This window comes from Kitasatospora sp. NPDC006697 (assembly GCF_042869935.1).
Classification (GTDB): domain Bacteria; phylum Actinomycetota; class Actinomycetes; order Streptomycetales; family Streptomycetaceae; genus Kitasatospora.
The window spans coordinates 52,754-65,726 of record NZ_JBIAGU010000030.1 but is presented as its reverse complement, the minus strand read 5'-3'; the positions used below and the strand labels follow the sequence as shown (position 1 = coordinate 65,726).

Annotated in this window: 14 protein-coding genes; 6 read left to right on the top strand and 8 right to left on the bottom strand. The window is 73.7% G+C overall.

Features of this window, described 5'->3' with window-relative positions; translation table 11 throughout:
* Positions 1 to 63 precede the first annotated feature (63 nt).
* From ACFYNO_RS31890 to ACFYNO_RS31865, 6 genes are all read right to left on the bottom strand, one after another.
* On the bottom strand, positions 64 to 1,131 hold the full coding sequence (locus ACFYNO_RS31890; protein ID WP_388020604.1) for a phosphatidylinositol-specific phospholipase C domain-containing protein: 1,068 nt from the start codon (positions 1,129 to 1,131) through the stop codon (positions 64 to 66).
* Between the two features lie 119 nt (positions 1,132 to 1,250).
* The gene (locus ACFYNO_RS31885; RefSeq protein WP_388020601.1) at positions 1,251 to 1,928 is read right to left on the bottom strand and encodes a response regulator; all 678 of its coding nucleotides are present in this window, start codon (positions 1,926 to 1,928) and stop codon (positions 1,251 to 1,253) included.
* The gene (locus ACFYNO_RS31880; protein ID WP_388020598.1) at positions 1,925 to 3,034 is read right to left on the bottom strand and encodes a sensor histidine kinase; all 1,110 of its coding nucleotides are present in this window, start codon (positions 3,032 to 3,034) and stop codon (positions 1,925 to 1,927) included. Before ACFYNO_RS31880 ends, ACFYNO_RS31885 begins: the two co-directional genes overlap by 4 nt.
* Positions 3,035 to 3,107: 73 nt before the next feature.
* Positions 3,108 to 3,569, bottom strand: a complete 462-nt coding sequence (locus ACFYNO_RS31875; RefSeq protein WP_388020595.1) for a DUF3592 domain-containing protein — start codon at positions 3,567 to 3,569, stop codon at positions 3,108 to 3,110.
* 22 nt (positions 3,570 to 3,591) lie between these two features.
* Complete coding sequence (locus ACFYNO_RS31870; protein ID WP_388020592.1) at positions 3,592 to 3,750, bottom strand: hypothetical protein; 159 nt, start codon at positions 3,748 to 3,750, stop codon at positions 3,592 to 3,594.
* Between the two features lie 25 nt (positions 3,751 to 3,775).
* Positions 3,776 to 4,576, bottom strand: a complete 801-nt coding sequence (locus tag ACFYNO_RS31865) for an alpha/beta fold hydrolase (protein ID WP_388020589.1) — start codon at positions 4,574 to 4,576, stop codon at positions 3,776 to 3,778.
* An 82-nt stretch (positions 4,577 to 4,658) separates the two neighbouring features.
* Between ACFYNO_RS31865 and ACFYNO_RS31860 the strand changes: the two genes are divergently transcribed.
* The 5 genes from ACFYNO_RS31860 to ACFYNO_RS31840 all read left to right on the top strand — a co-directional run bounded on the left by ACFYNO_RS31860 (position 4,659) and on the right by ACFYNO_RS31840 (position 10,109).
* The gene (locus ACFYNO_RS31860; protein ID WP_388020586.1) at positions 4,659 to 5,093 is read left to right on the top strand and encodes a MarR family winged helix-turn-helix transcriptional regulator; all 435 of its coding nucleotides are present in this window, start codon (positions 4,659 to 4,661) and stop codon (positions 5,091 to 5,093) included.
* Positions 5,094 to 5,175: 82 nt separating this feature from the next.
* Positions 5,176 to 6,438: an MFS transporter gene (locus ACFYNO_RS31855; protein WP_388020583.1), complete on the top strand. Its 1,263-nt coding sequence runs from the start codon at positions 5,176 to 5,178 to the stop codon at positions 6,436 to 6,438.
* Between the two features lie 418 nt (positions 6,439 to 6,856).
* Positions 6,857 to 8,248 carry an APC family permease gene (locus tag ACFYNO_RS31850; RefSeq protein WP_388020580.1) on the top strand — a complete coding sequence of 464 codons (1,392 nt, stop codon included), beginning with the start codon at positions 6,857 to 6,859 and terminating at the stop codon, positions 8,246 to 8,248.
* Between the two features lie 91 nt (positions 8,249 to 8,339).
* Positions 8,340 to 8,687, top strand: coding sequence for a cupin domain-containing protein (locus tag ACFYNO_RS31845; protein ID WP_388020577.1), 348 nt, complete (start codon positions 8,340 to 8,342; stop codon positions 8,685 to 8,687).
* 27 nt (positions 8,688 to 8,714) lie between these two features.
* Positions 8,715 to 10,109, top strand: a complete 1,395-nt coding sequence (locus ACFYNO_RS31840; protein WP_388020574.1) for an NAD(P)/FAD-dependent oxidoreductase — start codon at positions 8,715 to 8,717, stop codon at positions 10,107 to 10,109.
* Positions 10,110 to 10,117: 8 nt separating this feature from the next.
* Here ACFYNO_RS31840 and tsaA read toward each other — a convergent pair whose 3' ends face one another.
* Both tsaA and ACFYNO_RS31830 read right to left on the bottom strand, forming a co-directional pair.
* Positions 10,118 to 10,531: a tRNA (N6-threonylcarbamoyladenosine(37)-N6)-methyltransferase TrmO gene (gene tsaA / locus ACFYNO_RS31835; protein ID WP_388020571.1), complete on the bottom strand. Its 414-nt coding sequence runs from the start codon at positions 10,529 to 10,531 to the stop codon at positions 10,118 to 10,120.
* Between the two features lie 18 nt (positions 10,532 to 10,549).
* Positions 10,550 to 11,179, bottom strand: a complete 630-nt coding sequence (locus tag ACFYNO_RS31830; RefSeq protein WP_388020568.1) for an alpha-ketoglutarate-dependent dioxygenase AlkB — start codon at positions 11,177 to 11,179, stop codon at positions 10,550 to 10,552.
* A 133-nt stretch (positions 11,180 to 11,312) separates the two neighbouring features.
* Here ACFYNO_RS31830 and ACFYNO_RS31825 point away from each other — a divergent pair, with 133 nt between their 5' ends.
* Entirely contained in the window at positions 11,313 to 12,710 is a 1,398-nt protein-coding gene (locus ACFYNO_RS31825; protein ID WP_388020565.1) for a hypothetical protein, read from the top strand.
* Positions 12,711 to 12,973: the final 263 nt, after the last annotated feature.

Below are 12,973 nucleotides of genomic sequence, written 5' to 3'. Positions count from 1 at the left end.
CCCCTCCCACTCTGGTGCGCGAACCGGCCCGCGGCCACCGGGCCGGTCCGCGCGGCGCGGGCGTCAGCCGCGGGCCAGCTGCTCGCCCAGCACGGCGGGCAGCCCGGTCCAGTCGCAGGAGACGAAGGAGGCGTGCGCGGCCGCCAGCCTGGCCACCCGGGCGGTCGCGTCGGCCTGGCTGGGGGCGGTGTCGGAGAGCGCGGGCAGCACGTTCTGCGCGTCGGTCATCACCAGCAGGTAGTGGTTGGCGTCGTACCAGGAGGTGTCGATGCCGCCGTCCACGTAGGCGTGCGCGTCGCCGTCGAAGACCACGAACCACGGGCGCAGCGTGGCGTCGTAGCGGGTGCGCGGGTCGCCGGCGGCGGCGCCGAGCACGGACGGGAAGACCTCGGCCTGCCCGAGCTGGCCGGCGCTCTGCAGGGCGGCCAGGTGCTGGGCGTACTCGATGTCGGTCCAGAGGCCGTCGAACGGGTTGTTGGTCTCGAAGGTGCCGGGGATCGCCTCCAGCACCACCTTGCCGGCGAGCGCGGCGCGGCTGGGCCAGGCGCCGGCCTTGGCCGCCGCGTCCAGGGTGGGGTATCCGCCCTTGAGGTCGGCGGGCCGGTAGACGTCGTCGCCGAGGTGGGTGCGGACCAGGGTGTCCAGCTCGGTCGGGCCGAGGCCGTCGGTGGCGTCGAAGCCGGCCTTCAGCTCCAGCTTGACCATGACCGGCGCGTGGCCGGGGTGCGCGGCCAGCCAGATCCGGATGTCGTCCAGGCAGCTGCCCAGGTCCTTGTTGGCGCCGCCGCGGTAGAGGTCGGCGGCGGTGGCGGCGTCCACGCAGTTGTTGGCGTTGCCCAGCGGGTTGGCGTGGCTGACCTTCCACTCGTTGGTGAACGGGTCCACCCAGGTGTCCAGCTCGATCAGCGAGGCGCCGGTGTCCAGGGCCTGGGCGAGGTACGGGAACCGGCTGGTGTCGTCGTAGGTGTTGTGCAGGCCGACCGAGGTGCCGGCGGCCAGTGAGAGCGAGCCGGTGCCGGCCGCGGCGGCGCTGCCGGGGAGGAGCGGCAGCGCCAGGCCGGCGGCGGCCGCCAGCACGGCGGCGGCGCGCAGCGGGCGGGCGAGCGCGGAGAACGCGGAGAGCGCGGACACGGGTGTACCTCCGGGACGGGGTGGGACGAGCCGGGAGTCCTCATGGCATGAACGCGCTCAGCGTAGGGGGGCCCGGTGGCGTTCAGGTGTCGAACCGTCAAATCCCGGACGCCGCGCGGTCAGCCGACCAGCCCCGCCTCGTAGGCGGCGATCACCAGCTGCACCCGGTCGCGGGCGTCCAGCTTGGTGAGCAGCCGGGCCACATGGGTCTTGGCGGTGGCGTGGCCGATGAACAGCTCGGTGGCGATCTCGGCGTTGGACAGGCCGCGCCCGACCAGGGTCAGCACCTCGCGCTCGCGCTCGGTCACGCCGTCCAGCGGGCGGGCCGACCGGCGCGCCGCGGGGCGGGCGACGAAGTCGCGGATCAGCCGCCGGGTCACGCTCGGCGCGATCAGCGCCTCGCCGGCCGCCACCACCCGGACCGCGCCGAGGATGTCCAGCAGCGCCATGTCCTTCACCAGGAACCCGGCGGCCCCGGCGCGCAGGGCGGCGTACACGTTCTCGTCGTCGTCGAAGGTGGTCAGCATGAGCACCCGGGTGTCCGGCTCGGCGGCCGTGATCACCCGGGTCGCCTCGATGCCGTCCAGGACGGGGGAGTGCGGGCGGGCGCCGGGCTGGGGGTGCATCCGGATGTCCATCAGCACCACGTCCGGCCGGGTGGCGGCGACCACCTCGACGGCGGCCGCCCCCGTGCCGGCCTCGCCGACCACCTCCAGGTCGGGCTGGCCCGCCATCGCCGTGCCCAGCCCGGCGCGGACCAGCTCCTGGTCGTCGACCAGCACCACGCGGATCGTCATAGCGGGAGCCTCGCGATCACCCGGAAGCCGCCCTCGGGCCCGCGGCCCGCGCTGAACCTCCCGTCGAGCAGGGCGACCCGCTCGCGCATCCCGGCGATCCCGAAGCCCGGTGCGGAGCCCGGGCCCGTGCCGCGCCCGTCGTCGACCACCTCGACGCCCAGCTCCGCGTCGCCGTACTCCACCGACACCCGGCAGTGCCGAGCGCCCGCGTGGCGCACCGTGTTGGCGACCGACTCCTGGATGATCCGGAAGGCGGCCAGCTCGACCTCCGGCGGCAGCGGCCGCGGCTCGCCCAGCCAGCACACCTCGACCTCCACCCCGGCCTCCGTGGTCAGCTCGGCCAGCCGCTCCACCCCCTCCAGACCGGTGGCCGCGGGCGCCGCCCGGCCGCCCTCCGCGCCGCGCAGCGAGACCAGCATCCGCCGCAGCCCCGCCAGGGTCTCCCGGCTGGTGGCCTCGACGCTGCCCAGCGCCTTGCGCGCCTCGGCCGGCCGGTCGTCCAGCACCAGGGCCGCCGCGCCGGCCTGGATCGCGATCACGCCCATGCTGTGCGCCACCATGTCGTGCACCTCGCGGGCGATCCGCAGCCGCTCGTCCGCCAGCGCCTGCGAGCGCAGCGCCGTGCCGTAGTCCCGCTGCTGGCGCACCGAGTTGCCGGCCAGCCAGCAGATCGCCAGCAGCGCGGCGAGCCCCGCCAGCAGGCTGAGGTAGTCGCTGAGGGTGTTGCCCGGCCGGTCCGCCACCCAGATCTGCAGGGGCCAGAGAGCCAGTTCGACCCCGGCGGCGACCAGTGCGGTCCGGCGCGGGCGGGTGGCCGCCAGGTAGCCGACCAGCACGGCCGCCACCGCGAAGAACGGCCAGCCCTTCATGAGGAAGGACTCGGCCAGCAGCACCCCGAACACCGCCAGCGGCCACCGCCGGGCCAGGCCCACCGGCACCGCCCAGAGGACGGAGACGGCCAGCACGAGCCCGGGCCGGGTGGCACCGGCGGCGTTGGCGGTGAACAGCAGCAGCGCGAAGAGCCCGGCGGCGCACCAGTCCAGTGCCCACCACACCGGTGACGGCAGCCGGCCCAGCAGGGGCGGGCGAGGTATTCCTTGATCCATGCCGGGGATGCTAGCCGCGCCCGCGGGGGCCGGACGTCCGCTCACGGGCGTACGCCCACCGGTGGACGGTGCGTCAGGAGGGGAGCAGCCCGAAGCCGACCGCGGCGAAGAACAGCCCGCCGGCGGTGATCACCGCGAGGAAGAACATCCCGATCACCAGCCCGGTGAACCCGGACCCGCCGCCGCCCAGCAGCACGGCCCGGTCCGGTCGCTGCGGCAGGTAGCGCACCGGCACCTCGTCGCCGACGGCGCCGGCGAACTCGTGCGTCCGCTCGAGCCGCACCTCCCGGCCGTCCGCGGTGCGGAAGCCGAAGACGGCGTGCCGGATCGTCGCGGTGCGGTACTCCTCGCCCTCCCGGCTCTGCGTCAGATAGGTCTGCAGGCAGGTGGCCCGCGCGGTCAGGCCGGCGCTGAGCGTCCTGGCCCGCTGCGCCATCCGCAGCACGCACCCGGCCAGGCCGGCGATGCCGAGGCCGCCGAAGAGCAGTCCGACCAGGCCGAAGACCAGCCGGATGCCCTCGCCGTCGCCGCCCACGCCCTCCCCCTCCCGTTCACGCTCAGGGACGGTGCCCGGACCCGTCCGGTTCCCGGCGGTCCAGGGCGGGCACCAGCACCGGGTTCCCGTCCATGACGTCCTCGCACAGCGGCCGGAAGCCGAGCCGGGCGGCGAGCCCGTCGAACCCCCGCTCCACCACCGCCCGGGCCCCGGAACCCAAGGCCGGCGGAGGCGCTCGGCGGTGATCATCCGGTCACGCTCACGGGCCTCCCGTCCAGGTCGAGCAGGGCGTCCAGCAGGGCCTCCGGCGTCTCCAGCTGGGGGAGGTGGCCGGTGGCGGGGAGGAGGGTGAAGGTGGCGCCGGGGACGGCGGCGGCGAAGGCGCGGCCGTAGGCATGGTCGGCGATGCGGTCGCTCGCGCCCCACAGGACGTGCACCGGCCGGGTGGCGCCCGCGAGGCGGGGGAGCAGGGTGGGGTCGGTCATCGCCGGGCCGGTGTAGCCGACCAGGGCCTGCACGTCGGGGCTGGGGCCCTGGGTGCCGGGCGGCGGGACGGGGGCCTTGGCCGGGTCGTGGAAGGAGAAGCCGCGCAGCTCCGCCACCGACATGCCGCGCACGTCGGTCAGCGGGTGGCCGTCGACCTGGATGCCGATGCCGTTGACGATCACGGCGGCGCGCACCCGGGCGCCGGCCCGCAGCGCGATCTCGGCGGCCAGCCAGCCTCCGAAGGAGTTGCCGACCACGGTGACGCCCGTGAGGCCGAGCTCCTCCAGAAGCCGCAGGTAGGCCTGGGCGAGCCGGCCGACGTCGCTCAGGCCCGCCGCCTTCGGGGTGCCGCCGAAGCCGGGGTGGGTGGGCAGCAGCACGCGGGCCCCGGTGCGTTCGGCGAGCAGGCCGGCGAAGCCCGCCATGGTCGGCAGGCCGCCGCCGCCGTGCAGCAGCAGGTAGGCGCGGTCGGGGTCGCCCGGGTGGTCGCGCACGGTCAGCTCGACGGTGCCGACGGTGGGGACGTCGAAGACGGTGGGGACGTCGAAGGTGTGGCTCATCGGATCCTCCAAGCAGGAAGTAAGGAGACGTATATAAGCATGCTTAGATAAGCCTCCTGAGTCAATCGGCTAGGCTGTCCGCATGAGCTACCGACCCGCCGAAGTGGGCCTGGCCGTGAAGCGGCTGCAGCACCGTCACCACCGCGCGGTCAACCGCGCGCTGGCCCCGCTCGGGCTCTCCCTGGTCCAGTGGGACACCCTGCGCCACCTGCACGAACGGCCGGACGCCTCGCTGCACGACCTCGCCGTGCTGACCTTCCAGACCGACCAGTCCTTCGGCTCGCTGGCGACCCGGATGGCCGACCGCGGACTGATCGAGCGCCTGCCCGGCCCCGGCCGCGCGGTCCGCCACCGGATCACCGCCGAGGGCGAGCGCCTGCGCGCCGAGGGCCAGGCCGTCGCGGACGCTCTGCTCACCACCTCGTTCCAGAACCTCTCGCCCGCCGAACTCGACCAGCTGGGAGCCCTGCTGGCGAAGGCCCTGGGGCCGGACCCCACCGGAACGCACAGTTCCTGAGCATGCGCACGGCCGGTACGTTGGTGGCCGACCGCAGAGCCACCGACCGGACGAGAGGCCCCCGGTGCCCCCGTTGCCCGCGTTGTCCGCCAGCACCGCCCGCAACGGCGTCGTCCGACTCGCCGGCCCCCGGCTGCCCGCCGTCTCGCTGCTCGCCCGGCTGCCCGCCGCGCTCTGCCCGACCGGCACGCTGCTGATGGTCACCGCGCTCGGCGGGGTCGCCCGGGCCGGCCTCGTCGCGGGCCTGCTCTGGGCCGGGCAGGCGGTCGGCGGGCCGCCGATCGGGCGGCTGGCCGACCGGCGCGGCCATCGGCCGGTGCTGCTCGCCGCCTCGGCCGCCAACGCGCTGCTGACCGCCGCCCTGGTGCTCGCCGCCGTCGGCCGGCTGCCGCTGCCGGTGCAGGCCGGCGCCGCACTGCTCACCGGCGTCACCGTGCCGCAGGTCGGGCCGCTCTCCCGGACCCGCTGGATCCGGCTCGCCGACCGCCGCCCCGACGGGCCCGCACTGATCGGCTCCGCCCTCTCCTTCGACGCCATCATGGACGAGACCAGCTTCGTGCTCGGCCCCGCGCTGGCCGGCATCCTGGCCTGGGCCGTCCACCCGGCCGCCGGGCTGGTCTGCGCCGCCGCGCTGATGGCCGTCTTCGGCACCCTCTTCGCCCTGCACCCCACCACCCCCGTGGCCGCGCCGCGCACCGCCCGCGGCCACCGGCTGCACTCCGCGCCGCTGGCCCTGCTCTTCGTGCTGATCGCCATGCAGGGCGCGGTGTTCGGCGCCACCAACACCGGCGTGCAGGACCTGACCCGGGGCGGCGGGGGTATCGGCGGGGTGGTCTGGTCGGCGATGGGCGTGACCAGCGCCGGCGCCGGCCTGCTGCTCGCCTCCTTCGCCGAGCGCTTCGACCTGACGGTCCGGCTGCGCACCTCGATGGCGGCCCAGGCGCTGCTCTGCCTCACCCTGCTGCTGGTGCGCGGGCCGGTCGGCGCCGCGCTCTCGATCGCCGGCATCGGCTTCGCCGTCGCCCCGACGCTGATCGCACTCTTCGGCCTGGCCGAACGGACCGTCCCGGCCGACCGGATGGGCGAGGCGATGACCCTGCTCGGCAGCAGCATGATCGCCGGTCAGGGCCTCTCCGTGGTGCTCGCCGGTGCGCTGGCCGGCCGCCACGGCTACCCGGCCGCCTTCGCCGTGACCTGCACTGCCGCCGCCCTCGCCCTGCTGCTCGCTCTCGCCCTGGCCCGGCCCGCGCGCTACGCGCCCCGCCGCCCGGCCGCGCAGCCTGCGGCGGGGCTCCCCGCGCAGCCCGCTGGAGACGCCAACTCCACTGTCACGCCCATCGGCTGACGGTTTCCCGGAAGCCGGCGCCGGCGCAATTCCGGCGCCTGGGCCCCGTGCTTCACCTGCCGCGCCCGGCCAGTGAGAGGGGCCGATAATCCGATGCGCCGGCCGGTCCCCAACCGTAGCAGCCCGGCCGGCCGGCGGCCGACGCGTCCGCGTCAACCCGCTGCCGTCAACAGGGTGTCAAGAACTGCCCCGGGCGCTTGACAGGCTGCTTGATGCCACACCGGACAGCAGACCCGAGACTCTAGGCCAACAAGGAGCTCGGCACGGCTCGGACCCCCCTCGGACCCCTGGACCGCCGGACGCCACCCCCGGGCCGGCTCCGTCCCCCGCCAGCTTCCCCCTCCGAGGTGACGATTTGAACCCAACCGCCGTGGACCGCCCGGTGAACCGCCTCGCGGCGCCCAAGCGAGTTCGGCTCATGCCGCTGGTCGCACTGATCTTCTTCAGCGTCTCCGGCGGCGCCTACGGCATCGAGGGGCTCTTCTCGGCTTCCGGGCCGGGGATGGGCCTCCTGCTGATCGTCATCACCCCGCTGATCTACAGCATCCCGCACTCGCTGGTGGTCGCCGAGCTCGGCACCGCGATCCCCGTCGAAGGCGGCTCCTACCACTGGGTCAAGCGGGGCCTCGGCAAGTACTTCGGCTTCCAGCAGGGGCTGCTGCAGTGGATCTGCAGCTTCGTCGACATGGCGCTCTACCCGGTGCTCTTCACCAGCTACCTGCAGAGCCTGGTCGCGGCGGTGGCCCCCGGCCAGCACGTGCTCTTCTCGCTCGGCGGCCTGCGGTTCGACCTCAACTGGTTCATCTGCCTGGCCGTCATCGTGGTCTTCACCGCGCTCAACCTGCTCGGTGCGGGCTGGGTCGGCGAGTCCTCGGTGGCCTTCGCGATCATCTGCCTGACCCCGATGCTGATCCTCACCGCGGTCGGCATCGCCCACATCCTGGGCCACGGCATCAACCCGGTCGGCTCGCTGACCACCTCCTCCGACCAGTCGATGTGGAACGCCTTCGGGTCAGGGCTCTTCATCGTGATGTGGAACTACTCCGGCTGGGACAGCGTCTCCAACGTGGCCGGCGAGATGGAGAACCCGCGCAAGCACCTGCCCAGGGCGCTCGCCATGGCCGTGGTGCTGATCATGGTCGGCTACCTGCTGCCCGCGATCGCCTCGCTCTCGGTCGGCGGCGACGGCGACGCCGGCTGGAAGAACTGGGACGCCGGGTCCTTCTCCGGCGTGGCCAAGGCGCTGGCCGGCCCCTGGCTGCAGGTCACCGTGACGATCGGCGGCATGTTCGCGGCCGTCGCGATGTTCTCCGCGCTGCTCGCCGCCAACTCCCGGCTGCCGCTGGTGCTCGCCCAGGACGGCTACTTCCCGTCCTGGGTGGCCAAGGAGAGCAAGCGGTACGGCACGCCGATCGTCTCCATCATCGGCTCCTCGGCGATCTACGCGCTGTTCTGCCTCAGCAGCTTCACCAACCTGGTGATCTTCGACGTCTTCCTCACCAACCTCGGCATCCTGGTCGAGGTGGCCGCGCTGATCGCCCTGCGGATCAAGGAGCCGGAGCTGGAGCGGCCCTACCGGATCCCGGGCGGCTGGTTCAGCATCGGGGCGATCGTGCTGTCGCTGGCCAGTGTCTGCTCCTGGGCCGCCTGGCAGCAGTACAGCCAGAACGGCGGCCGGGCCGTGGTGTACGCGCTGATCGCCGTCAGCACCTCGGTGCTGCTCTACCTGCCGCTGGCCGTCCGCCGCGCCCGCAAGGCCCGCCGGGAGGCGCCGGAGCCGGCCGCCGACCAGGCGCTCGCCTCCTCCTGAGCCCGACCGGCTTACGGGGTGTCACCCGACCCGGGGTCAGGCTCACAAGGTGCCTGGCCCCGGCCGCCCCGTCAGTGGGTAGCGTCGGGACATGAGCAACAGCTTCGCCCTGCACATCGCCGACGCGGACCTCGAACCCGACCCGCTCGACCCCGCCCAGATCGTCTCCGGCACGCCCGAGGTGACCGGCCGGGTGCTCTGGGAGTCCGCGGACGGCCGCCAGCTGCGCGGCATCTGGCAGATCACCCCCGGCGTGGTCACCGACACCGAGGAGGACGAGCTCTTCGTGGTGGTCAGCGGCCGGGCCACCATCGAGGTGGCGGGCGGCCCGACCCTGGAGGTCGGCCCCGGCGACGCGGGCATCCTGCACGCCGGCGACCGGACCACCTGGACCGTCCACGAGACGCTGCGCAAGGCCTACTCCCTCACCCTCTCCTGACCTCGCCCCCCACCGAAGGAACTGAGCATGGACCCCGTCCGCGCCCTCCAGGACGCCAAGCCGACCCCGTTCTGGCTGGACGACCCCGGACGGCCGCAGGCGCTCTCCGCGCTGGTCGGCGACGTGCGGTGCGACCTGCTGGTGGTCGGCGGCGGCTACAGCGGACTGTGGACGGCGCTGATCGCCAAGGAGCGGGACCCCGGGCAGGACGTGGTGCTGATCGAGGGCCAGGAGATCGGCTGGGCCGCCTCCGGCCGCAACGGCGGCTTCTGCGCCGCCAGCCTCACCCACGGCCTGGGCAACGGCCAGGCCCGCTGGCCCGGCGAGCTGGCCGAGCTGGAGCACCTGGGCGCCGAGAACCTCCAGGCCATCGAGGACAGCATCAAGCGCTACGGGATCGACTGCGACTGGGAGCGCACCGGCGAGATCGACGTCGCCACCGAGCCCTACCAGCTGGAGGACCTGTACGAGATGGCGGAGCTCTCCGCCTCGCTCGGCAGCGAGCTGACCTTCCTGGACCGCGACGCCGTGCGCGCCGAGGTGAACTCGCCGACCTACCTCGGCGGGCTCTGGGACAAGGACGGCGTCGGCATGGTCAACCCCGCCAAGCTGGCCTGGGGCCTCAAGCAGGCCTGCCTCGACGCGGGCGTGCGGATCTTCGAGCACACCCGGGCCACCGACCTGGCCGAGTCCGGCAGCGGCATGGCCGTGCGCACCCCCTACGGCCGGATCTTCGCGGCCAGGGTGGCGCTCGGCACCAACGTCTTCCCGTCGCTGGTCAAGCGGACCCGGGCGCACACCATCCCGGTCTACGACTACGCGCTGATGACCGAGCCGCTGAGCCAGGAGCAGCTGGCCGCGATCGGCTGGCAGGGCCGGCAGGGCGTGGGCGACTGCGCCAACCAGTTCCACTACTACCGGCTCTCCGCCGACAACCGGATCCTGTGGGGCGGCTACGACGCCGTCTACCACTACGGGGGCCGGGTCCGCGCCGAGTACGACCAGCGGCCGGCCACCTACCGCACCCTGGCCCGGCACTTCTTCGAGACCTTCCCGCAGCTGGAGGGCCTGCGCTTCAGCCACGCCTGGGGCGGCGCCATCGACACCTGCACCCGGTTCTCGGCCTTCTTCGACACCGCCTACCGGGGCCGGGTCGCACTGGCCGCCGGCTACACCGGCCTCGGCGTGGGCGCCACCCGGTTCGGCGCCGAGGTGATGCTCGACCTGCTGGCCGGCGAGCGGACCGAGCGCACCGCGCTGGAGATGGTGCGCCGCAAGCCGCTGCCGTTCCCGCCCGAGCCGGTGCGCTGGATCGGCATCGAGCTCACCAAGCGCTCGCTCGACCTGGCCGACCGCAGCGCGGGCCGGCGCAACCTGTGGCTGCGCACCCTGGACCGGCTGGGGCTGGGCTTCGACTCCTGAGCCCGTGGCTACCGTTCGCCGCGCTCGCCGAGCACCGGCTTGACGTCCAGGACCGGGGTGCCGTCCAGCGCCTCGAGGTCGCTGACCTTGAGGCGCGTCCCGTCCACCGCCAGCAGCGTGACCCGGTGCAGTCCGATCGGGTTGGGGCGGTCCGGGGACCGGGTGGCGAACACCCCGGTCTCCGGCCGCTCGCTCTCGCCGCGCGGGTGCACGGCCAGCACCGAGCGGTCGGCCCGGTCCAGCCAGGTGAGCAGCAGCAGCTCCTGACCCACCGTCAGATCCCGTAGCCCGCGCGCCACCTCCGGGTCGAAGGCGATCCAGGCGTCCGGACCGCCCTCGTCGCCCTGCCGCGGCGCCGTGCCGCGCTCCCGCAGCACCGACTGCACGGTGCCGATCGCCCGCACCTGGTACGTCTGGTCCATCTCCGCTCCCTACCCCGGTTACGCGACACCATACGGCCGGAACTGCACGCTGATCCGCGGCCCCACCGCCCGGGCCGTCTTCGGCACGGCGTGTTCGAAGGTCCGCTGGCAGGACCCGCCCATCACCAGCAGGTCCCCGTGCCCCACCGGGTACCCCACCACCGGCCCGCCCCCGCCGGCCGGCCGCAGCAGCAACTGGCGCGGCTCCCCGAGCGAGACGATCGCCACCATGGTGTCGGCCACCGCCCCGCGCCCGATCCGGTCCCCGTGCCAGGCCACGCTGTCCCGCCCGTCCCGGTAGTAGCAGAGCCCCGCCGAGACGAAGGGCTCCCCGAGCTCCGCCCGGTAGTGCGCGCTCAACGCCTCCCGCGCCCGGTCCAGCAGCGGATGTGGCAGCCGCTGCCCGCCCCGGTAGGAGGCCAGCAGGCGCGGGACCGCCACCTCGCGGTCGTACATCTGCCGCCGCTCGGCCCGCCAGGGCACCTCCCTGAGCAGGTGTTCGAACACCTCGTCGGCTCCGGTCACCCACCCGGGCAGGTGGTCCACCCAGCCGCCGCGCCCCAGCCGCACCCGCCCGACGCCGTCCAGCGAGCCGAGGCCGGGCTCGGCGTCGGCGGCGAAGAGGGAGGCCTGGAGGTGGGTGCTCATGAGGGCAGCGTACTCCTGATTCGAACACATGCTCGAACGCGTGGACGTGGCGCTCTGCGCCCGCCGCACGCCCTGGTGGAGGCCGGACGGGGGTGCTATCACATGGGCGGGGGCCACACAGGGGGGATTTCTCATGCTGCTCTACAGCACCGCCGGACCACTGACCTACACCTCGTCGAAGCCGTTCGAGGCCCACTCGGCCCTGCCGGACGCGGCCGCCGGAGTGGGGCACACCTTCGTCACCCCGGCCGGGGTGCCCAATTTCGCCACCCTGCCGTCCCCGCAGCTCCTGGTCTCGCAGAACGGGCTCTTCGCGATCGAGGCCGCCGACCTGACCCAGCGCCAGCCCACGCACTTCTACGCCGACCCCAAGGCGCTCACCAGGTGGAACCAGGCCCTCGCGGCCCAGGGCTCGCTCTTCCAGTTCTTCTTCGACCCGCCCGGCACCGTGACCTTCACCCTGCCGCACGCGGCGAAGGAGACCACGCTGATGCGGGTCCGGGCCGCCAACCTCGACTCCGGCCGGGCCGGCAACGACATGACGACCACCGAGAACTGCGACGTGGCCGTGACGGAGGTCATCGGGTCGGCGCTCACCCCGCTGCCCCGCCTCGGCGAGAAGGTCCCGCTCGGGGACGGCACGCCCGGGCAGCAGATGTTCGCCGAGTACCACGTCGCCAAGTACCTCGTCGCGACCCAGGCCGTGGGCAACCTGACGCTCGGCGCGGTCGCCACCCTGCGGGCCGAGCAGGACTCCGTCGCCCAGGACTTCGGCCAGGACATCCAGGCCCTCGCCCTGGGCACGCTGCCCCCGCACACGCCGACCATGGCCGCGAGGCTGGCCTCGGTCCGGGTGAACCAGTTCGCCCGTCCCACCGCCGTCGGCCAGGCCCTCTACACCGGCTCGATGGGCAACCGGCAACCCGCCGCTCCGCTGCCCGGCTGGCAGATCCAGGACCACAGCAACACCCGGAACATCCACGATCCCGCCGACCTCAACCGGGTGCTGTGGGGATTCCACTGGGGCGGCGTCATCGCCACCGACGGGACGGACTACCTGACGCTGGAGAACTACGCCCGCAACGGCGAGAACAGCGCGGGACAGGGCGACGGCCTCTTCTACTTCCAGGCGTACTCGGCCGACCCCGGCCGCAGCTGGCACGAGCAGTGGGCGCTGCCGGCCCCGCACACCAAGGCGTTCGCCAACGCGATCTCGTTCGTAGTGGAACCGCACGGTCTGAACGGACTGCGCTACTTCAGCGCCGGTGCCAAGGACAACCAGGCCGCCGTCGCGGCCGCCGCCAACAACAGGGCGCTGCAGGCCGCGCTGCTCCAGGGGCTGAACTACGCCACCGTGCACCTCAACGCGAGCGTGATCCGCGACCAGTACGCCGACAAGGCCCGGCTGGCGGCCTGGATCGCCGCACTGAACGCCCGCCTCACCGATCCGCTGCCGGGCTGGATCAGCGGCACCAGCCGGTCTCTGGCCATGCACGTCCACGCCGAACTGAGCCGGGTCAAGACGGCCTGAGGACCCGCTCGGCTCCGTTGCGGTCAGGCGCGGTGTGCCGTACGGGAGTTGACTGTCCGTCAGTGCCGTGCCCCGGGTATCGAACGCGGGTACCGGCTGACGCATCGACAGCCGAAGGTTCGTGTCCGTATCCCAGTGCCACCCTGGTCCGGACGGCCCTCACCCCTTGCAATTGGTCCAGACCTATTGACGGGCCCGGTCGCCGCTCCTACGATCCGGACCGGCACAGCCCCACATGTCCCCCCACTTCACCCAGAGCCGGG

Coding starts and splice junctions, on each gene's coding strand:
- tsaA (WP_388020571.1), bottom strand. CDS start 10,531: ATGGACCAGACGTACCAGGTGCGGGCGATCGGCACCGTGCAGTCGGTG.
- ACFYNO_RS31865 (WP_388020589.1), bottom strand. CDS start 4,576: ATGAGCCACACCTTCGACGTCCCCACCGTCTTCGACGTCCCCACCGTC.
- ACFYNO_RS31825 (WP_388020565.1), top strand. CDS start 11,313: ATGCTGCTCTACAGCACCGCCGGACCACTGACCTACACCTCGTCGAAG.
- ACFYNO_RS31885 (WP_388020601.1), bottom strand. CDS start 1,928: ATGACGATCCGCGTGGTGCTGGTCGACGACCAGGAGCTGGTCCGCGCC.
- ACFYNO_RS31850 (WP_388020580.1), top strand. CDS start 6,857: ATGCCGCTGGTCGCACTGATCTTCTTCAGCGTCTCCGGCGGCGCCTAC.
- ACFYNO_RS31845 (WP_388020577.1), top strand. CDS start 8,340: ATGAGCAACAGCTTCGCCCTGCACATCGCCGACGCGGACCTCGAACCC.
- ACFYNO_RS31840 (WP_388020574.1), top strand. CDS start 8,715: ATGGACCCCGTCCGCGCCCTCCAGGACGCCAAGCCGACCCCGTTCTGG.
- ACFYNO_RS31860 (WP_388020586.1), top strand. CDS start 4,659: ATGAGCTACCGACCCGCCGAAGTGGGCCTGGCCGTGAAGCGGCTGCAG.
- ACFYNO_RS31880 (WP_388020598.1), bottom strand. CDS start 3,034: ATGGATCAAGGAATACCTCGCCCGCCCCTGCTGGGCCGGCTGCCGTCA.
- ACFYNO_RS31830 (WP_388020568.1), bottom strand. CDS start 11,179: ATGAGCACCCACCTCCAGGCCTCCCTCTTCGCCGCCGACGCCGAGCCC.